The organism is Maritalea porphyrae (assembly GCF_030159895.1).
Classification (GTDB): Bacteria; Pseudomonadota; Alphaproteobacteria; order Rhizobiales; family Devosiaceae; genus Maritalea; species Maritalea porphyrae.
Genome location: NZ_BSNI01000002.1, coordinates 1,933,636 through 1,953,099, shown reverse-complemented (window position 1 = coordinate 1,953,099; position 19,464 = coordinate 1,933,636). Strand labels below are relative to the sequence as shown.

The window sequence follows — 19,464 nt, the reverse complement described above, 5'->3', positions numbered from 1 at the left end:
ACTAAACCGATGCCCCGTCTTCACGCTGTTCTTTTTTCTCTTCAACCGCACGTGCCGTGAGTTTGAAATTGATCAGCAGTGGCGCAGCAACAAAGATTGATGAATAGGTACCAACCAACACTCCCCATGCCATTGCAAAGGTGAAGCTGCGGATCACTTCGCCGCCAAAGATCACCAAAGCACCAAGTGCCAACAAGGTGGTAATCGACGTCAGGATTGTGCGCGACAGCGTGTTGTTTATCGACATATTCAAAAGGTCGGAAATCGACATCTTGCGGTATTTACGCAAGTTTTCGCGCACTCGGTCATAGACGACAACCGTATCGTTGAGTGAGTAACCCACAATCGTCAGAATTGCGGCGATTGAGGCGAGATTGAATTCGAACCCTGTAATGGCGAACATGCCGATTGTTAGCACGACGTCATGCACCAACGCCGCGACAGCCCCTAGAGCAAATTGCCACTCAAATCGCATCCAAATGTAGCCAAGAACAGCTATAATTGCGGCGATAACGGCGATTGTACCCGTTTGTGCCAGCTCGCCAGAAACTGTTGGCCCAACAACCTCAGTCCGACGCACATCATAGTCGGTTTGAACCGTATTGATGACTTTGTTGACAGCTTCCTGTTGCGCAGTGTCGCCACCATCCTGCGTTTCAATTCGGATCAACACATCTTTTGGCGTACCAAATTCTTGCACTTGAACATCACCAAGGCCAAGCGCGCCGACACGTGAACGGATATCAGCAATGTCAGCATCGCCTTCAAGTGCTTGAACTTCGATGGACGATCCACCTTTAAAGTCGATACCGAGGTTCAAGCCCTGCGTGAAAAACAAGCCCAACGAACCAACAAGCAGAACGGATGAAAATACAAATGCAATTACCTTGCGACTCATGAACTTGAAATCAGTTCCATCTGGCAAAAGGTGCAACAGATGTACTTTGAGCTCTTTCGGACGGCGCCAAGCGAACCAACGCGCAATCAAAAACTGTGACAACAAGTATGCGGTGAACATTGTGGTCACGATACCGATGGCCAAAGTAATGGCGAAGCCGCGGATTGGGCCAGAACCAAGGAAAAATAGAATCACAGCCGCAATCAAAGTTGTGACGTTTGCATCTACGATGGTCGCAAAGGCTCGCTTAAAACCGGCCTCGATAGCTTGAACAACCGAACGCCCTGCCCGCTTTTCTTCTCGGATGCGTTCATAAATCAAAACATTGGCATCAACAGCCATACCGATGGTCAGAACAATGCCTGCAATACCCGGCAGAGTAAGCGTTGCGCCCAGCATCGACAAAGCGCCCATGACTAGGAAAATGTTTATGATCAGCGAGATATTTGCGAAGATGCCAAACACGCCGTAGGCGGCTAGCATAAAGCCAATAACCAGAATTCCGCCAACCAATCCGGCTATTTGACCGGCCTGAACGCTGTCAGCGCCAAGGCTTGGGCCAACTGAACGTTCTTCTATGATGTCTAGCGTTGCTGGCAAGGCACCCGCGCGCAGCAACACGGCCAAGTCGTTTGCGCTCTCTGCAGTAAAGTTGCCAGTAATCTGTCCAGATCCGCCTGGAATTGCTGTTTGAATTGTTGGCGCGGTGATGACCTCACCATCCAAAACAACTGCGAAACGTTGGCCAACATTTGCGCCAGTTAGCTCGGCAAAGACCACCGCGCCGCGCGTATCGAAGCGGAAGGTTACGATTGGAAGGCTGGATTGTGGGTCAAATCCTGGCTGAGAATCTACGAGCGATTCACCACCAATGGAAACATCTTCCATCAACAATTCGTCGCCACCATCTTGGCTAGGCAAAATCATTGTACCCGCGGGCAATCCCTGCACGCGCGCCTGAGCCGCGGTTATGGTTGGGTGCACCATGTGGAAAGTTAGACGGGCGGTTTGAGAAATCAATTCCTTCAAACGTTGCGAATCGTCAAAGCCTGGTACTTGCACCAAAATCCGGTCAGACCCTTGGCGCTGAATTGTCGGCTCTGTCGTGCCCAATTCATCAATACGACGTCGAACAACTTCAATAGATTGCGCAACGACCGACGAAAGCCGTTCTTCAACGCCTTCGTCCGTAAGTTGCATTGTCAACTTGCCATCAGCGGTTTCACCAAATGCAATTTCACTAACGCCACCAATACCACCAATAGTCGTCGAGATCGGAATATCCAACTCTTTCAGAGCTGTTTTTGCTTGTTCGAACTGGCTTTGGTCCGTCAATTCGATGGTGAGCAAAGTGCCGTCTGTTTTGATGATATGCCCGATGGCATTGTCATTTGCCAACAAAGAGCGCGCCTCACGACGCAGCTCTTTGACCCGCTCAGTTAGAAGCTCTTCCCTGTTCACTTGCAATAGCAAGTGCGACCCGCCTTGCAAATCAAGGCCCAAAACAATTTGCTGCTTTGGCATCCAATCTGGCAGGGCATTTACAGTTTGCTGCGAAACAAAGTTTGGCAGTGTGAACAGAATACCTGCCAAAGACACGATAAGTATCAACGCAGTTCGGATGGGAGAGAATTGCAGCATGAGCGGATCAGATCTTCTTGTCTGTTGGCTAGATTATTTCTTGGCAGCTGTTTTGTTGTCGTTGACAGGCTCAGCTTTGGTGCGCACATCAGCAACCATTGAACGGACAACCTTCACCCGGACGTCTTTCGCGAGTTCAACTTCCAGCTCGCCTGCTTCTTCATGCACGCGAACAACTTTGCCAACCAAACCGCCGCTTGTGACGATTGTATCGTTGCGACGGATAGCTTCGAGCATATTTGCTTGCTCTTTCACACGCTTTTGCTGTGGCCGAATAATCAAAAAGTAGAAAATCGGGATAATCAGCAAGATTGGCATCAAGCTGGTCAAATAGTCGGCGGCGCCTGGTGCTGCAGCTTGTGCAAATGCTGGTGTTACAAACATACGGATACTCCTTAGATCGACTTTTAAACCACAATCAAATCCCATTTAATGGGATCAAACATGGCCGTCGCGTTTGGTCTTTAGATCGTGCGGGAATATATAGGTGCAAATTTGCAAATGCAAAGCCTAACAAGGCTTTTCGCCCAAAGATTGGATATAAAATGAAAAAGAAACAGGTGCTTTTGGATATTGCCCGCTCTTTGGCGGTTCTTGCTGGGCGAGATTTGCACCAAAAAGCCGAGTTAACAAATGCAAACGCCTATCAATGGGACGGTCAAAACCAGATTCTACTCCCAATCGAAAAGGTGAACTACATTGATTTGGCGCTGTTATTGGGAATCGATAATCAAAAAGCAATCCTTGCGGCAAATACGGAGCAGTTTGCACGTGGCCATGGTGCCAATAGCGCGCTGCTGTGGGGCGCAAAAGGCATGGGCAAGAGCTCCATCGTCAAAGCACTGCATGCGGACATCAACCAAAAGGCAGCATCAGATTCAAGTTTCAAGCGTCTCGTTTTGGTTGAAATCCACCGGGAGGACATACAAACCCTCCCCTCCCTTATGCGTTCAGTTGCCACACTGAGTGCTCAGTTCTTAGTCTATTGTGACGACTTGTCGTTTGACAAAGACGAGATGGATTACAAAGCCTTGAAGTCCGTTCTGGATGGTGGCCTTGAGGGTCGCCCAAGTAACGTACTGTTTTATGCAACATCAAACAGACGCCATTTGATGCCCCGCGACATGGTTGAAAACGAAACACGCGCCGCAATCCATTCAAATGAAGCAATCGACGAAAAAGTCTCGCTCTCTGACCGGTTTGGCTTATGGCTAGGCTTTCACAATTGTGATCAGCCAACTTATCTTGAGATGGTCGCTCACTATTGTCGGCATTTCGACATTCCGATCGAAGACGACGAGCTTCGAGCTGCTGCCATCGAATGGGCAGCGACACGTGGCGCGCGTTCCGGGCGAGTTGCCATTCAGTTTGTGCGGCAATTAGCCGGCAAAAAAGGCCAGTCCATCAATTAGGACCGGCCCTCAAATCTGCAATCTGTAATCCTGATGCGATTAGCTTGCCAGCAATGGCATTGGATCCACCGGGGTTGCGCCTTTGCGCAATTCAAAGTGCAACTGTGGACGGCTCACCGCACCAGTCATACCGACTGTCCCGATCGAATCACCGCGGTCAACAATTGCGCCTTTGGCAATTGTAATGTCTTTGAGGTGTGCATAAGCGGACACAAATCCATTGCTATGCTTGATCAAAACGAGATTGCCAAAGCCCTCTACAGCGTTGCCGACATAGATGACCTCGCCGTTTTCGGTTGCTCGTACTGACGAACCTTCAGGCACTTCAATATTCACACCCGTGTTCTTTGACGCTTTAAAGTCTGCGATCACACGTCCCTTAACAGGCCAGCGGAATGAACCTGAAGCTGCTTTTGGCTCCTTAGCCACGGGCGCAGCAACTTTCACCGGATCAACTGAAGCTGTAACAGTCACTTTGTCCGTAGGCGCAGGTTTTGGCGCCACATTTTTCACTTCAGCGACCTTGGGAGCTGTTGCAGGCAGGCTGGCGGGGCGCGCGATTGGAATAGGTGCGATTTGCTGCGGCTCCACTTCAGCAGTGCGTGTTGGCGCTACAGGCGTCGTCGCAGGTTTGGTCAAAACCGGGGCGGCAACATTTGTCTGGTCGGGAATTGAAGCGGGAGGTGTTGTCACCTCCGCAACTTTCACCGGCTTAGACGCCTCTTCCTTTGCAGCGATGCTTTGCGGTGCAGAGATTTTTGGCGCAACCATTCCAGGGCGACCTGGTATAATCACATCCTGACCGACGAAAATCTTGTCCGGGGACGTAAGGCCGTTCGCTGCCACAATCGAATCTGTTGTGACATCGTACTGTCGTGCGATCGCGTAAAGCGATTCGCCGGCAGCGATCTTGTGAATAAAGGCATTGTCCGGCACAGCACGAGGCGCTGCGGCGATACTTGCGGTTGTGGTGTTATCGATTTTTGGCGCTGTGGTGAGGTCGACCTCAGCAAGAGATGGCATTGCGGGCATTGACTGGGTACTCGTTACTGGATTTTGGGTCAAAGTGGGCAACTGTCGGCGAACAACTTGCGGTTGTTGCACCGCGACTTGCCCCATATTTGGGGCTGCCTGAACCTGTGGGTATGCGCCCGAAGCTAGCGGGTCTCTTGTATCAAATGTTTGTGTGTTGGATTGCCCCACCGAAGCAGCTGGAATGTATGGCGCGCGTGAATTGTTTGCGCTTAGATACTGTCCTGCTGGTGGCAATTGCGTTGCAGCAACAGCATCAGGCATTGCCTGATTGATGTCAGCGTTTGCGGCGGTGTTGACAGAGCTAGTGGTAAGCGGGCTGGTAAACCTGCTGGCCATGCACCCAGAAAGCAGTGCCGCGCAGGACAGTGCACCAAGGATTGCAACTGAGGACTTCAAAGCCTCTGACCGAAACCGGATACTCATGCGATTACTCTTACTCAATACAATACAACGGATTTGAGTATAGATGCGTTAAGGTAAAGGGGAGTTTAAGGAGCTGTACTTTTTCCGGATTTGAGTGCGGGCAACCGGATTGTGCCCATTACAGATGTATCTAGTTGACCATCGACCTTGATAATCTTTGATATTTTTTGAACTTCGCTGGGCGCACCAATCGCAGCAACCAGCACTCCGTCTTCGCTCAACTGTTCAATGATTTCGATAGGTACCTGCTGCACGGAACCGTTTAGTATTATGCGGGAAAATGGAGCTTGATGTGACCAGCCAGCCAAACCGTCCTCGTTTGCTTCAACAATATTTGAAATGCCTACCTTTTTCCAACATGCCGTGGCAGCCCGCAGCAAATGTCGATCGCGTTCGACTGTAAAGACACGTTTGCAAAGCTTTGAAATCAAAGCCGTGCCATATCCACTTCCCGTGCCAATTTCCAAGACCTTTGTTGGCATATCCGCCAAATCAAGTGCAACGAGCATTTTTGCCAACTTAATTGGCGAGATCATTGACTGGTGATTGTCCAGTGGAATGGAAACATCGCGGTAGGCATGTTCGATATACTCATCAGGCACAAAGGCTTCGCGTGGCACCGATTCTAGCGCCTTGAGAATGTGGCCATCCATAATGCCTGTTTGTCGCGCCTGAAGTACAAGCGACGCTCGAGCCCAATCTAAGTTTTGCTCATCGTCAGACATTCTGCCTCTAATCGGCTAAGGATAGCTTGCCATCTAGTGCATTTATCGCTTCAAAATCAGTCTGCTGCAACTTCATTGGCGTCACGGTGACAGCATTATGCTCCAACAAACGGACGCAATCGGCGTCATCATCTAGGGGCGTTGGTGTTTTTAAGATCGTGACGAAGAAGTGCCCCTCATTGTCGCTTGGATAATACTCAAATGCAGAAGTTGAAAACCGCTGGTGTGGCACCAACTCTATACCCGAGACATCATCTGCGGCACATCTTGGGAAGTTGACGTTGTAGTAGATGTCTTGGTTGCGATGATTTTCTATGATTGAGCGAATAGCTGCTACGCCGTGGCGTTCGGAACACTCCCACTCGATCAAATGCTCGTTGCTAAAGTCCATGCTTTGGCTTAGCGCGATGCCGAGTGCGCCCTGCAATGCCCCTTCCCGCGCCCCGGCGGCGGTGCCCGAGCAATGGACAATGTCGGCAATATTTTGGCCGCGGTTTATACCAGACAAAACCACATCTGCTGGTTTGTCTTTGAGAACATGTGTCATGCCAATCGCGACGCAATCAGCAGGCGTGCCGTCGATTGCGAACGTTTTTCGGTCGCGTTGGTCCAAAGACAACTCCGTCGCGAGGGTAAATTTGTGACCCACCCCACTTTGATTGCCTGATGGCGCGACGACCCAAACATCACTTGAAATCTCGTGAGCGATTTTCTCAAGTAATTTGATTCCCGGCGCATCCACGCCATCATCATTTGTGACCAGGATGCGCAAGGGTTCAGTCATCATTTTGCCGCTGAGATTTCAGTCTGCCCGCCCATATATGACTGCAAAACTTCAGGGATGGCGATAGAGCCATCTTCTTGCTGGTAGTTTTCCATGACAGCAATTAGTGCTCGACCGGTGGCGACACCTGAGCCGTTCAAAGTGTGAACATATTGCGGCTTACCATTTTCGTCTCGATAACGAGCTTCCATACGGCGCGCTTGATAGTCACCTGCAACAGAAACAGAAGATATCTCGCGGTAAGTATTTTGCCCAGGCAACCAAGCTTCAATGTCGAATGTGCGCATCATTGTGGCGCCCATATCGCCCGAGCAAAGACGCATCACACGATATGGGATATCAAGGCCCTTCATAACAGCCTCGGCGCAACCGAGCATACGCTCATGCTCTTCCAAAGACTTATCAGGCGCAGTAACAGCAACCATTTCCACTTTGTAAAATTGGTGCTGACGCAGCATACCGCGCGTATCGCGACCGGCAGACCCGGCTTCTGAACGAAAGCAAGGTGTGAGCGAAGTGAAACGCAGCGGCAATTCTTCATGGCTCAACATGGTTTCACGAACAAGGTTGGTCAATGACACTTCAGAGGTTGGGATCAACCAACGATCATCCGTAGTCTGGAACGCATCCTCAGAGAACTTCGGAAGCTGGCCTGTGCCGAACAATGCTTCTGAACGCACAAGCAGCGGCGCAATCACTTCGGTAAAACCGTGTTCGCGCGTGTGCAGGTCCAGCATATACTGACCAAGCGCACGCTCTAGACGTGCGACATCGTTTTTAAGAACAACAAATCGTGAACCAGCGATCTTTGCTGCAATCTCAAAGTCCATCTGGCCCAGTTGCTCGCCCAATTCGTAATGCTCTTTTGGCTCAAAGTTAAACTGGCGTGGCTCAGAGAAACGGCTTTTCTCAACATTGTCGTTTTCATCAGCCCCATCGGGCACATCATCCAGTAACAAATTCGGCAAACCAGCAAGCAATTCATTGAGTTCCGCGGTTTGAGTGCGCTCTGTCTCTTCGCCTTGCTGAACCTTTGCTTTTAGGTCAGCAACTTCGGCGAGCAATTTCTGTGCTTTGTCTTCATCGCCCTGCGCTTTTGCCTGGCCAATCTGCTTGGAAGAAGCATTTCGGGTGCCCTGCCATTCATTCAATTGCTGCACCGTCGCCTTGCGCGCATCATCAAGGGCTAATACATGCGCTGATTGTGGCTCTGCACCGCGCCTTTTTAGGCTGGCATCAAAGGCTTCAGGATTGTTTCGTATCCATTTTACGTCAAACATCTAGTCGCTCCGGCTCTTGCCGATCAAAAATACTGATCTTTGTTTATCTAATTGCTGAATTTTTTGGTTGTTTACTACGCATCGTTTTCAGATGCGGCTTCACGGTTTGCCCGCGATCGTTCAACAAATCGAACAGCAAAGATGGAAAGCTCGTAAAGTAGGAACACAGGAACAGCAAGGCCAATCTGGGTCATCGGTTCAGGTGGTGTGAGGAAAGCAGCAACCGTCAGAATTGCAACAACCGCATATTTTCGCCACGACTTCAAATTGTCTGCTGTGATGATCTCTGCGCGCGCCAACAACGTCAAAATAACAGGCAGCTGAAAACACAGTCCAAATGCTAACAACAGCGTCATGGTTAGCGACAGATATTCACTAACGCGCGTCATATTCTGAATTGTCGCCTGTCCGGCGCCAGATTGCTCAAATGATAAGAAGAAACGCATCGCTAGCGGCATCACGCCGAAATAGACCAATGCGCCGCCGATAAGGAACAATACCGGGGTCGCGATCAAATAGGGAATAAATGCAGAGCGCTCTCGTTTGTACAGGCCCGGAGCGACAAACATATAGACTTGGCTCGCCAAGACGGGAAAGGCCAAGAAAATAGCGCCAAACAATGCAACCTTCAGCTCCGTGAAAAACGCTTCTTGCGGCGCTGTATAAATCAGGCTGACATCTTCAACTGATCCACCAACTGCTTGTACAAACGGCCCAAGCAAAACAGCATAGATTTCGCCAGCTAAGAAGAAACAAACAACAAAGAGAACTGCTATCGCTGCAAATGAATAGATCAAGCGAGTGCGCAATTCGATCAAATGCTCAAGCAGCGGTGCTTCGCTTTGGTTCACTTCGTCATCAGGGTTTTCAAGCATCTTATTCATCTATGCTTCCCCTTTGGGTGCGCGCTGCAATTTCGCTGCTGTTTTGGCTGGAATTCCACCCTTGTTCGCAACCGCCGTTACAGGCTTATCCGCCTTTTCTGCAGCTGCCTTGCTTGCCGCAGCCTTTTTCGTAGCAGGCTTTCTTGCAGTCGTTGCCTTGCTCGCCGCGGATTTGGTGGCAGTTGTGCGCTTAGTGGGTGCCCTTTTTGCAGCAGGCTTCTTTGCCGCTGGTTTCCGTGTTGTGGAGGTCTTTGCACCAGTTTTGGCAGCAGCTCGCTTGCGTGGCGCCGCTTTCTTCTTAGCGGCGGGCTCTGCCTTGGCTTCAGCTTCAGCAGCTGCTTTTTCTGCAGCGGTCGCTTCCGCTCGCGAAATCGCCGCTTTCATGCTCGCCGCTGCGGCCGCCGGGTCTGGGGCAGCGCTCGATTTCATACCTGCTGACTCACGGATTTCGTCCGCAACACTCTCTTGCCCTTCGACTGAAGGCTTTATTGCGCCTGAAGGCTCAACGCTACCGTCTTTTCCAATTGCATTGAATTGGTCGGTCAACTCTTTGTTGGTGTCTTCGAGCGGCTTTGTAATCGAGTTTTTTATGTCTTTGACTTCATCCAAAGCCGCAACTTTGTTGATTTCAGACTTAAACTCGTTGCCCATGCGCCGCACAGTGCCGAACACGCGGCCCAATTGCCGCAGCATTGCTGGCAAGTCCTTTGGACCAACCACAATAAGTGCGATCGCCGCAACGATCAGCATTTCGCTCCAGCCGATGTTCAGCATCAAGCCACCCTTAACGTTGTAGCATCAAGAAAAGACTAGCTTTTGTCTTTTTCAGATTCTTCTTTTTTGACTTCGATCTCTGCCGTTGGCTTTTCATCGTCAGCCATACCTTTGCGGAAAGCTTTGATGCCAGAAGCGACTTCGCCCATCATGCCGGAAATCTTACCGCGGCCAAAAAGCAACAAAGCTGCTACAGCAATGATTAGAATTCCCCAAGGACCTGGATTCATGATTTTACTCCTCTCATCCGCGCGACTGTCGCGCGAAAAAACTTGTTGCTATTCAAATATGTTCAAATGGCGTCAAACACAAGGACGCGATTTGGGTTTATCGCGATATTTACGTCTTGTCCCGGATACACATCGTCGCTGGCTGGACGTCTTACGCGCACAGGCTGATCAATTCCCGACACGGCCACCTCAATTGTATCAATGCCAATTGCAGTGCGTTTATTGACAACGCGACCCATTGCCCCCTCGCCCTTTTCGACCAAATTTGCAGAAGCAACTGGCCGCATTGCGATAATGATTTTCGCGCCGTCAGATCGGCCATCCACTTTTAGCTTACCAAGGGGCGTTTCGGCATACCCATTTGCCACAGTAGCGTGCATTTCAGAAATTGGCGAAAAGAAGCGCGCGACGCTCAGATCAAGCGGGGCATTGTAGATTTCATCAGACGTACCAATTTGCGCAATCGTGCCATCGCGTAAAAGAGCGATTTTATCACCAAACAACATCGCTTCTTCGGGATCATGCGTAACAATAACACAGGTCGCGCGCGTTTCGCGAAGAACTGCTAGGGTTTCCGCACGTACGCTTTCACGCAATCGCGCGTCCAGTGACGAAAACGGCTCATCCAATAACAAAAGCCCCGGCTTTGGAGCAATAGAACGTGCGAGCGCTAAACGTTGTTGCTGACCGCCTGAGAGCTTTGAAGGGTAATCCTCGGCTCGATCAGCCAAACCGACGCGTTTCAGGGCATGCATCGCCTGCACTTTTGCTTCCTCGCGGCCTAGGGACTTCAACCCATATTCAACATTTTGCAAAACCGACATATGTGGGAACAGCGCAAAATCTTGAAACATCAAACCGATGCCGCGTTTTTCTGGTCTAACAGAAATCGACGCGGATGCCACAACCTTTTTATTGATCGAAATTGTTCCAGCAGAAATGTCCTGTAAACCTGCAGTTGCCCGCAGAATTGTAGACTTTCCCGAGCCTGATGCTCCAAGTAGGCACAATATTTCACCCGGCGCAGTTGAAAAATCTGTGCCGCGCAAAACCTCGCGTCCACCCATTTCACAATGGACCTGGTTAAACTCCAAGGCCGCAGCAAAACTGATACCGGCAGTGCCACGCGGCCCCCATTCCTGGTCTACCCCGCCAGATTTGGTCTCAGCATTAGTGATCGAAGTCATCTTGGCTCAATTCAGTCAACAAGTCGTCGCCGTCGTCATCTGCATCAAGCGGGTCTTCATTGTCAAATAAATCCCCATCATTTGGTGCTGGAACAGCAAAATCAGGCGGCAAATTGGCTGAAAGTAGCCCTGTGCCCTTCAATTCGTTCAATCCAGGCAGATCGGTAATTGCTTCGAGACCAAAATGGTCCAGAAATTCGGGTGTTGTACCGTACGTTACAGGCCGTCCGGGCGTACGTCGGCGGCCGCGCATGCGCACCCATCCAGCTTCCATCAAAACATCAAGCGTGCCTTTGGATGTTGCGACGCCGCGTACCTCTTCGATTTCCGAACGCGTAACAGGTTGGTGGTAGGCTATGATTGCCATAATCTCGAGTGCGGCGCGGGAAAGTGGCTTGCGTTCAGTTTCTTCGCGTCGCAGCAGGAAGCCCAAGTCTTCTGCAGTGCGGAAGGCATAGGCTTCGCCTCGTTTGACCAAGTTCACGCCCGAATGCTTATATTTCTCGCTTAACTGGGCAGCCAAGTCTTCAATGTTGGCACCATCGGACAGAAATGGCTTTGCCTCCTCAAGGTGTAATGGCTCTTTCGCAGCAAACAGCAGTGCCTCTAGCACACGCAGATTTCGACCCGTGATTTCTCCGATGTCGTTATCATCATCAATGACTTGGCCAGTGTTTTGATCCATTTTGATGTCCTATTCCACCGATTTACGGCGCACCATAAGCGGTCCGAACACTTTGCTTTGCCTCAATTCTAGCTGTCCTTGCCTCACCATCTCGAGCGATGCGGTGAAACTAGAAGCAAGCGCAGTTATTCGTTCTTCAGGTAAATCAAGATATTGTGACAAGCAGGCATGTAATGGCACCCAGTCTGCACCTTCACCGATCAACCGGCGCAAAATATCCTCTGCATCTTGCAATGACCAAACGGTGCGCGATTTTGGTGCGTACTCCGCTGGGATTTGCCGTTCCCGTTGCACAGCATATGCACGCAAAAGGTCGAAATAGGTCGCCTCCCAGATGTTCTTTCTATCGGTTACCACCGATTCTGGATCGCCGCGTGCGAATATTTCACGGTTGAGCTGCGGCCTATTGATCAATTTCTCCGCCGCGTCGCGCATTGCTTCAAGCCGCTTAAGACGAAACTGCAGCAAAGCGGCCATTTCTTCACCAGTCGGCTCATCGTTATCATCTTCATGTGGGACCATCAGGCGACTTTTCAAGAAAGTCAGCCATGCCGCCATCACAAGATAATCGGCAGCAACTTCAATCCGACGCTCACGAATTGTATCAATAAAACTGAGATATTGTTCTGCCAACGCAAGCACGGAGATGTTGGCAAGATCCACTTTTTGCTTGCGTGCAAGATCAAGCAGCAAATCAAGAGGGCCTTCATAGCCTTTCACATCAACATACATAACCCCCTCGCCCCTTTTGGGCCGTGGGTTATCTTGCATAAAATCAGATTGATCTGCGCCTTGAGCCATGTGACCTGACTTAACTCACCAATTCGGCACGAGTGTGACGCGGCGAGCAACCAATGGTCAAGCGTGATTGGCGACAAAGGTCGCCAATTCACTGAAAATGATGGCTTTTAGTTGTTTCTGACGAAACAATCGCCTCCATTCGACTTCAGGCTGGAACAAAGCGCATTCGCATCCGCCAAGCTGTTTGAAGGAACACGGACCCGGAAGTAGATTCCTTTGTCACCAAGGTCGACTTGATTGATGTCGATAGGCTGCGAACCGAGTTGCGACGGAAACTGGCGTTTAAGGGTCGTCGCTGTGGCCTGTGCGGTCTCTAGTGTGCGTTGTGAAGCTAGTTGCACATAGAATGGGGCAGCAACTCCACTTGTTGTTGAAGTAGCCGATGTAGGTACACTAGGCGTTGAATTTGTGGTCGGCAGAAGTGAAATAGGCTGCGCAACTGTGTCGTTCGACGTAGGTGTTGTGCTTGCTGCAACCGGCGCCAGAGACGGTGCTGACCCAGATCCTAAGCCAAATGGACGTGCAGGCGGCGTTGGCGCTGCAGGATCATCTGCAATCGCTGCCACTTCGATTGGTGTCGCTGGTTCAGCAGTTGCCTCAGTGGCCTCACCTTGCGAAGTATCAGGCAACGCTGGCGCGGTAGCCGGCGTTGATGTGGTCGCGGCGTCAGTTCCTTCTTTTATTGCATTGAGCACATTTGCAATTTCATCAGTTTCAGAATTCGGTGTCTCTACCGCAACTGTGGGTGCATTTGGTCGCACATCCTGAGGGAGCTGTTCAGCGCCGGCTGAAGCTTCATTGCCACTGACAATAGTACCATCAGCCAAAACTGTAACAGTTTTCACCTTGCGGTTTGTTAGGCCATTGCTCGAACTTGTGGGAGTCACAACACGCGCAACTTCTGTGCCGGATGCACCTGCGGTTTCATCGCGAGAGACGATTTGCTCTTCAGTTGGAGTTTCTGTGTTCCCTTCAAGTGCATTGAAAACACTTTGCCCTTGAGCCTCAGTTTCCGCTGGAGTGACTTCAGGCACTTCCTTAACATTTGTGTTTTGCGCGGCGACCACAGGAACGTCGCCATCGCTTGGTCCCTGCCCAACAAAAAACCAGTAGCCAACCCCGCCTATTACCGCCAACAATAAGATTGCCGCTACAGAAGCTAAGATTGGCAAAACGCCCCCACGACGGCGCTCTTCAATATACTCTTGTTCTGGTTCTGCCGCGGGTGTTTCGTTCAATGCCGGACTAATGGAATCGCGCGCCGTTGGAACATCTGCATCGAATCTGGGTTCTTGCCTAGGCGATGCGCTTGCTCGCGCTGCAGCCACCGGTGATGCTTCAAACTTTGGCTGGCTGGTTGCTGAAGCCAAAGCTGCCATAATAGCCGCCTCAGCAGCATCTGCAGGTTTTGATTGAGGTGCAGGCGCTGGCGTCTGTGTATCAGCTATTAGGCTTTCAATCTCCGCCAACGGATCATCAATCACGGCATCCAAATCTGCACCATCACTGGTTTGGGACGGTGGCACTGCAAATTCATCTTCGCCATCAGGTATTTCTAAATCTCGCTGCGGAGTGAACTCAAAACTTGTATCTCGTTCATGCGCCACTTCGGGTTCGGAAGTGAAATCGGACCTGTCTTCAGCTGCAACTTCATCTTGTTGCACCGCAATAGTCTCTTGTGGCACAGGGATCGGTTCAAATTCAGGTTCGGGCTGAGGCGCAGATTGTTTCTCAACATCTTCAATTATTGCGGCAATACCATCCAAAACGTCAGGCGTCGGTGCTTCTTCGCTTGTTTCTGGCAAAACCTCAGCGTCGGCAGTCGGCTCCACAAATGGCTTTGAATCAACTTTCGGAAGTTGCGTTTCGCCGACACCCGCTTGGATATTCTGAGAAAAGTCGAATTCAAACGGTGAGTTACCCTGGTCAACGTGTTTAGAAACAGTCTCCGTTGTCGCATTTTGCGCGGATGGAACAGCAGTTACACCTTCACCAATTTGCGAAAATGGCAACGCTTCGTCCCGACCACCAAACGGCACAACGTCCGCTTCAGTTGATGTGGGTTGAGAACTTGTTTGTTCCTCAACAGGTGGATCGACGGGGCCCGGATGAGAAATTGCGTCGAATGATTGCTGATCTGGAAGTTGTTCGCGAGCCGTTGCAGCCATCTGCGCACGCTCATCGACGGCTTGTGAAACAGTCGACTGTTTAGCGTCGTCAGCTACGATACGCGCAAGTTCTGCGATCAAATCATCTGTTTGATCTGCAGCCAGATTGTTGCGATCATTCGAATTTGTCATGTTGCTTGGCCAATAACGTTGGTTATGGCCCTCACCTCTACATTCACGGCACTCAAGTAATACAGCTGGTAAACCAGCAATGTGCCTGAATTATGATAGTTCCTCGGGCGCAGACACTCCAAGTATACTCAAACCATTTCGTAAAATCTGTCGAACAGCATTTACCATCGCGAGTCGCGCCAGTGTTATTGTCCTATCTTCATGATTAACAAATCGTAACTGCGGCTCTTCTTTGCCCTTTGTCCAGAATGCGTGGAACGCCGCCGCGAGTTCATGAACATAGAACGCAACGCGGTGCGGTTCATGTGCTGCAGCAGCAGCTTCGATCGCACGTGGAAACTGTCCCATTGTTTTAAGCAACGAAATTTCTGCAGGATGAGATAATTTTGAAAGGTCCGCTTTTTGTAGGGCCTCGAGTGAAACATCCAGCTCTGGCACATCCCGCGCGGCATTTCTAAAGGCTGAACATGCGCGTGCATGCGCATATTGTACGTAGAACACTGGGTTTTCACGTGTTTGCTGGGTTACCAGATCAAAGTCAAAGTCCAGTTGCGCTTCGTTTCTACGGAACAGCATGATGAACCGAACAACATCCGCACCAACTTCGTCCACCAACTGAGCCATTGTTACGAAGTTACCACTGCGCTTGGACATTTTTGCAGGCTCACCGTTACGCAAAAGGTTTACAAGCTGGCAAATTTTAACATCTACTTCTGCTTCGCCACCAGATACTGCTTTTCCGGCAGCGCTCAAACGCTTGATATAACCAGCGTGGTCTGCACCAAGCACAACGATTTGGCTATTGAAGCCCCGCAAATACTTGTTACGGTGATAAGCGATATCAGCCGCAAAATATGTGTAGGTGCCATCGGACTTTACAAGCGCCCGATCTGTATCGTCGCCAAAGTCGCTTGCTTTAAACAAGGTCTGTTCGCGGTCTTCCCAATCTTCAGGCGTTTTGCCTTTCGGCGCTTCCAAAGTGCCCTGGTAGACCAAGCCTTCTTCGCCAAGCCAATCAAGCGTTTCCTTGATGTCGCCACCATTGCCACCACCATGTAGTGATGCTTCTGAGAAGAACAAATCGTGCTTGATACCAAGCTTTTTGAGGTCGTCCCGCACAAGATCCATCATCAATTCGAGCACTACTGGTCGAATTGTGGTTTCGCGCTCTGTCTCGTCCATCGATTTTAGACTATCGCCGAACTTCTCCGCCAACGCCTGACCGACTGGGATCAAATACTTTCCAGGATAAAGACCTGCGGGGATCTCACCAATGTCATCGCCCAACGCTTCGCAATACCGCAAATATGCAGAGTTCGCCAAAACCGTAATCTGACCACCAGCGTCATTGATGTAGTATTCGCGAGTGATGTCGTATCGGCAAAAGTCCATAAGGCTTGCCAAGGCGTCACCAAAAACTGCACCTCGCGTGTGCCCAACATGTAAAGGCCCCGTTGGGTTTGCGGACACGTATTCCACATTCACCTTGCCAACAGGTGCTACTTCAGGCCGTCCATAGTCAGCGCCTTGTTTGTTGGCATCGGCAATGACTGATTGCCATACGTCGGGCGTAAGGGTGAAGTTGATAAAGCCAGGGCCCGCGACATCGATTTTCTCAACCTGTTCGTCGTTTGCAAACTCTGCGACAAGCTTCTCAGCAATCGCGCGCGGATTTGATTTCAGAACTTTCGACAAAACCATTGCAGCATTGCATGACAAATCGCCATGGCTGGCATCGCGAGGCGGTTCAACCACAAATCGGCTAAGCGCTTGTTTGTTGTCGCTCAGTTCTGGAAATAGGTTGATCAGTTTCTCTTCCACGCGATTGCGGAAGACTGCAAATGCGTCCATTTTGCTTTGTCCATCTTATAAAGAATTGATTGTGCAAGCGGTTACCGGAAATCCACGTCCGCGTCAAACAATCGGTTGAATGTGTTTGTCGCGTAAGGGTCTGTCATGCCGGAAACGAAGTCGCAAACAATGCGCTCTCGACCACCGATGGGACTTGATTTAGCCAAACGTTCCCACTCTTCTGGCATTGGCTCGCCTTCCACGAAAGCATCGAACAAAGCTGCTACAATTTGTTCCCCCTGCTTCACAGGTGCCATCACAGTTTCTGAGCGATAGACTTTGGCAAAAAGAAAACTCTTCAACTTCTTTTCTTGCACACCAACGTCATCGGAGAAGCAAATCAGCGGTTTGCCAGCCAAGCGCACATCTTCTGCATTCTTTGGATCGCAGGCTTTGATATTAGCTTCTGCAGTGCGGATGACATCTTCAATTGTTCTTGTGATCAACCTACGAATGGTCTCATGCGATTGACGATCAGCGCTTACTTCTGGATACCGTTGCTGGACCTCTTGAACAATGTCACCAACAATAGGCACTTCGCGCAGCTGATCAAGAGAAAGCAATCCTGCGCGCAGCGCGTCATCAATGTCATGGGCATTGTATGCAACGTCATCCGCAATCGCTGCGGCTTGTGCCTCAAGGCTCGCAAAACTTTCCAGTCGCAAATCTGAGACCGAAGCAATAAGATCGAGTCCAAATGGCAAACCCTCTTCAACATATTTGCCGATTGGTCGACCTTGTCCATCTACTAGCGGTCCATTGTGCTTAATAATCCCTTCAAGTGTCTCCCAAGTCAGGTTTAAGCCATCATGTTCAGCATACCTATTCTCTAACGAGGTCACCACGCGCAACGCCTGCACATTATGGTCAAAGCCGCCATGCGCCTGCATTTTTGCATGCATTACGCGCTCCCCCGCATGGCCAAACGGTGTATGTCCCAAATCGTGGGCAAGCGCTAGGCATTCAGCGAGGTCTTCGTTTAAATGGAGTGCGCGGGCAATGGAGCGGGCGATCTGAGACACCTCCAATGTGTGTGTGAGACGTGTCCGAAAGTGGTTACCTTCGTGGTGCAAGAAAACTTGCGTCTTGTGTTTGAGGCGTCGGAATGCGTTGGAATGAATGATGCGGTCGCGGTCGCGCTGAAACTCAGATCGTGTGGGGCTATCACTTGTGTTGTAGAGCCTACCCTTCGTTTGTTCGGCGTGGGAGGCATATGGTGCAAGCGCGGAATTTGTCTGCATTTCAACTTTCCTTGTACCCTCTTTTCAAACCGCTTTATGAAGCCTATCTATTAAACAAGACTTGTGAAATCGCCTTTTCGGCGACGACGATAGGAAATTATTATGTCAGATGTAGCTACGGCTCCTGAAAAAGTATCGGTTACAGACGCAGCTTTGGCACGGATCGAGGCTATCTTGTCCAAACAGAAACCAGGCACTGTTTTGCGGGTTGCGGTTTCTGGTGGCGGTTGCTCCGGATTTCAATATGAATACAATTTGGTGCAAGAAGAACCGTCAGAAGACGACTTGGTTTTGGGTAACGACAAAGCGAAAGTTTTGATTGATTCTTTGAGCCTCGAATTTATGCAGGGCGCCGAGATCGACTTTGTGAATGACCTAATTGGCCAGAGTTTTCAGATCAACAACCCCAATGCAGTTGCATCTTGCGGGTGCGGCACCAGTTTTTCGGTGTAATTGCGTTGCAGCCAAGTTTGCTTCGCCTTAGGTTGAAACTCCGATTCACGGAAAAGGCCCAAAGATTCTCATGCAAATCGCGACTTGGAACATTAATGGCATAAAGGCGCGTCTGCCTGAGGTCGAATATTGGTTGAAGGAAAACAAACCTGACCTGGTATGTTTGCAAGAAATCAAAAGCATTGATGAGAATTTTCCACGTGAGGTTTTTGAGGACCTTGGCTACAATGTAGAAACACACGGGCAAAAAAGCTTTAACGGCGTTGCGCTGCTTTCCTTACATCCATTCGAAGAAGTCAATCGCGGCCTGCCGGGTGATGAAACTGATGAACAGGCAAGGTTCATCGAGTGCGTGATTTCACGACCTGCCGGACCAATTCGCGTTGCGGGCATTTATTTGCCAAATGGCAACCCAGTGGATACTGAGAAATTCCCCTATAAACTTGGTTGGATGGACCGACTAATTACCTGGGCAAAAGATCGACTCCTACTTGAAGAACCGCTCATAATTACTGGGGATTACAACATTATCCCAGAACGGCTCGACACTCATGACCATGACGCATGGTGGGGTGATGCACTTTACCGGCCAGAAAGTCTAGAGCGGTTTAGAACTCTTCAATCGCTTGGGATGACTGATGCCTTGCGCGCAGTGAACAATAAAGAAGCTTATACTTTCTGGGACTTTCAAGCTGGTGCATGGCGTAAAAACAACGGCATCCGGATTGATCATCTAATGTGTTCGCCACAGGCGACCGACCACCTTGAAAGTGTAGAAATCCACAAAGACGTGCGCGGGCGCGAAAAACCTTCGGACCATGTACCCGTAGTCGGCCATTTCAGTTTCTAAGACTTGAATT

Annotated in this window: 18 protein-coding genes; 3 read left to right on the top strand and 15 right to left on the bottom strand. The window is 50.2% G+C overall.

Features of this window, described 5'->3' with window-relative positions:
- Position 1: 1 nt before the first annotated feature.
- Together secD and yajC are read right to left on the bottom strand one after the other, a co-directional pair.
- The gene (secD, locus tag QQL65_RS12965) at positions 2-2,539 is read right to left on the bottom strand and encodes a protein translocase subunit SecD (protein WP_284365217.1); all 2,538 of its coding nucleotides are present in this window, start codon (positions 2,537-2,539) and stop codon (positions 2-4) included.
- A 33-nt stretch (positions 2,540-2,572) separates the two neighbouring features.
- Positions 2,573-2,923 (bottom strand): preprotein translocase subunit YajC, encoded by a 351-nt coding sequence (gene yajC, locus QQL65_RS12960; protein WP_284365214.1) that lies wholly within the window; start codon positions 2,921-2,923, stop codon positions 2,573-2,575.
- Between the two features lie 161 nt (positions 2,924-3,084).
- On the opposite strand from yajC, the gene QQL65_RS12955 reads away from it, so the two are divergent.
- Complete coding sequence (locus QQL65_RS12955) at positions 3,085-3,951, top strand: ATP-binding protein (protein WP_284365212.1); 867 nt, start codon at positions 3,085-3,087, stop codon at positions 3,949-3,951.
- 39 nt (positions 3,952-3,990) lie between these two features.
- Here the strand turns inward: QQL65_RS12955 and QQL65_RS12950 are convergent, their stop codons facing one another.
- The 13 genes from QQL65_RS12950 to QQL65_RS12890 all read right to left on the bottom strand — a co-directional run bounded on the left by QQL65_RS12950 (position 3,991) and on the right by QQL65_RS12890 (position 18,151).
- Positions 3,991-5,409, bottom strand: coding sequence for a peptidoglycan DD-metalloendopeptidase family protein (locus QQL65_RS12950; RefSeq protein ID WP_284365211.1), 1,419 nt, complete (start codon positions 5,407-5,409; stop codon positions 3,991-3,993).
- Positions 5,410-5,474: 65 nt separating this feature from the next.
- Positions 5,475-6,134: a protein-L-isoaspartate O-methyltransferase family protein gene (locus QQL65_RS12945; RefSeq protein WP_284365209.1), complete on the bottom strand. Its 660-nt coding sequence runs from the start codon at positions 6,132-6,134 to the stop codon at positions 5,475-5,477.
- A gap of 7 nt (positions 6,135-6,141) precedes the next feature.
- A complete protein-coding gene (surE, locus tag QQL65_RS12940; protein WP_284365207.1) occupies positions 6,142-6,921 on the bottom strand; it encodes a 5'/3'-nucleotidase SurE in 780 nt (259 codons plus the stop codon).
- Complete coding sequence (serS, locus tag QQL65_RS12935; protein WP_284365205.1) at positions 6,918-8,198, bottom strand: serine--tRNA ligase; 1,281 nt, start codon at positions 8,196-8,198, stop codon at positions 6,918-6,920. Before serS ends, surE begins: the two co-directional genes overlap by 4 nt.
- Before the next feature lie 74 nt (positions 8,199-8,272).
- Entirely contained in the window at positions 8,273-9,082 is an 810-nt protein-coding gene (gene tatC, locus QQL65_RS12930; protein WP_379863276.1) for a twin-arginine translocase subunit TatC, read from the bottom strand.
- The gene (gene tatB / locus QQL65_RS12925; protein WP_284365202.1) at positions 9,083-9,856 is read right to left on the bottom strand and encodes a Sec-independent protein translocase protein TatB; all 774 of its coding nucleotides are present in this window, start codon (positions 9,854-9,856) and stop codon (positions 9,083-9,085) included.
- 35 nt (positions 9,857-9,891) lie between these two features.
- Positions 9,892-10,086, bottom strand: a complete 195-nt coding sequence (locus tag QQL65_RS12920; protein WP_284365199.1) for a twin-arginine translocase TatA/TatE family subunit — start codon at positions 10,084-10,086, stop codon at positions 9,892-9,894.
- A 62-nt stretch (positions 10,087-10,148) separates the two neighbouring features.
- The gene (locus tag QQL65_RS12915) at positions 10,149-11,273 is read right to left on the bottom strand and encodes an ABC transporter ATP-binding protein (RefSeq protein ID WP_284365198.1); all 1,125 of its coding nucleotides are present in this window, start codon (positions 11,271-11,273) and stop codon (positions 10,149-10,151) included.
- Positions 11,257-11,958 carry an SMC-Scp complex subunit ScpB gene (gene scpB / locus QQL65_RS12910; RefSeq protein ID WP_284365197.1) on the bottom strand — a complete coding sequence of 234 codons (702 nt, stop codon included), beginning with the start codon at positions 11,956-11,958 and terminating at the stop codon, positions 11,257-11,259. The genes QQL65_RS12915 and scpB overlap by 17 nt, the downstream gene beginning before the upstream one ends.
- 9 nt (positions 11,959-11,967) lie before the next feature.
- Positions 11,968-12,759, bottom strand: a complete 792-nt coding sequence (locus tag QQL65_RS12905; RefSeq protein WP_379863279.1) for a segregation and condensation protein A — start codon at positions 12,757-12,759, stop codon at positions 11,968-11,970.
- A gap of 107 nt (positions 12,760-12,866) precedes the next feature.
- On the bottom strand, positions 12,867-15,059 hold the full coding sequence (locus QQL65_RS12900; RefSeq protein WP_284365195.1) for an SPOR domain-containing protein: 2,193 nt from the start codon (positions 15,057-15,059) through the stop codon (positions 12,867-12,869).
- 90 nt (positions 15,060-15,149) lie between these two features.
- Positions 15,150-16,910, bottom strand: coding sequence for an arginine--tRNA ligase (argS, locus tag QQL65_RS12895; RefSeq protein ID WP_284365193.1), 1,761 nt, complete (start codon positions 16,908-16,910; stop codon positions 15,150-15,152).
- Positions 16,911-16,951: 41 nt separating this feature from the next.
- Entirely contained in the window at positions 16,952-18,151 is a 1,200-nt protein-coding gene (locus tag QQL65_RS12890; RefSeq protein ID WP_284365191.1) for a deoxyguanosinetriphosphate triphosphohydrolase, read from the bottom strand.
- Positions 18,152-18,253: 102 nt separating this feature from the next.
- Here QQL65_RS12890 and QQL65_RS12885 point away from each other — a divergent pair, with 102 nt between their 5' ends.
- Entirely contained in the window at positions 18,254-18,604 is a 351-nt protein-coding gene (locus tag QQL65_RS12885) for a HesB/IscA family protein (RefSeq protein WP_284365190.1), read from the top strand.
- A 70-nt stretch (positions 18,605-18,674) separates the two neighbouring features.
- Positions 18,675-19,454 (top strand): exodeoxyribonuclease III, encoded by a 780-nt coding sequence (gene xth / locus QQL65_RS12880; RefSeq protein WP_284365187.1) that lies wholly within the window; start codon positions 18,675-18,677, stop codon positions 19,452-19,454.
- The last annotated feature ends 10 nt before the right edge of the window (positions 19,455-19,464 follow it).

Coding starts and splice junctions, on each gene's coding strand:
- tatC (WP_379863276.1), bottom strand. CDS start 9,082: ATGAATAAGATGCTTGAAAACCCTGATGACGAAGTGAACCAAAGCGAA.
- QQL65_RS12885 (WP_284365190.1), top strand. CDS start 18,254: ATGTCAGATGTAGCTACGGCTCCTGAAAAAGTATCGGTTACAGACGCA.
- QQL65_RS12950 (WP_284365211.1), bottom strand. CDS start 5,409: ATGAGTATCCGGTTTCGGTCAGAGGCTTTGAAGTCCTCAGTTGCAATC.
- yajC (WP_284365214.1), bottom strand. CDS start 2,923: ATGTTTGTAACACCAGCATTTGCACAAGCTGCAGCACCAGGCGCCGCC.
- QQL65_RS12915 (WP_284365198.1), bottom strand. CDS start 11,273: ATGACTTCGATCACTAATGCTGAGACCAAATCTGGCGGGGTAGACCAG.
- surE (WP_284365207.1), bottom strand. CDS start 6,921: ATGATGACTGAACCCTTGCGCATCCTGGTCACAAATGATGATGGCGTG.
- serS (WP_284365205.1), bottom strand. CDS start 8,198: ATGTTTGACGTAAAATGGATACGAAACAATCCTGAAGCCTTTGATGCC.
- xth (WP_284365187.1), top strand. CDS start 18,675: ATGCAAATCGCGACTTGGAACATTAATGGCATAAAGGCGCGTCTGCCT.
- QQL65_RS12945 (WP_284365209.1), bottom strand. CDS start 6,134: ATGTCTGACGATGAGCAAAACTTAGATTGGGCTCGAGCGTCGCTTGTA.
- QQL65_RS12920 (WP_284365199.1), bottom strand. CDS start 10,086: ATGAATCCAGGTCCTTGGGGAATTCTAATCATTGCTGTAGCAGCTTTG.
- argS (WP_284365193.1), bottom strand. CDS start 16,910: ATGGACGCATTTGCAGTCTTCCGCAATCGCGTGGAAGAGAAACTGATC.
- scpB (WP_284365197.1), bottom strand. CDS start 11,958: ATGGATCAAAACACTGGCCAAGTCATTGATGATGATAACGACATCGGA.
- QQL65_RS12955 (WP_284365212.1), top strand. CDS start 3,085: ATGAAAAAGAAACAGGTGCTTTTGGATATTGCCCGCTCTTTGGCGGTT.
- QQL65_RS12890 (WP_284365191.1), bottom strand. CDS start 18,151: ATGCAGACAAATTCCGCGCTTGCACCATATGCCTCCCACGCCGAACAA.
- secD (WP_284365217.1), bottom strand. CDS start 2,539: ATGCTGCAATTCTCTCCCATCCGAACTGCGTTGATACTTATCGTGTCT.
- QQL65_RS12905 (WP_379863279.1), bottom strand. CDS start 12,759: ATGGCTCAAGGCGCAGATCAATCTGATTTTATGCAAGATAACCCACGG.
- QQL65_RS12900 (WP_284365195.1), bottom strand. CDS start 15,059: ATGACAAATTCGAATGATCGCAACAATCTGGCTGCAGATCAAACAGAT.
- tatB (WP_284365202.1), bottom strand. CDS start 9,856: ATGCTGAACATCGGCTGGAGCGAAATGCTGATCGTTGCGGCGATCGCA.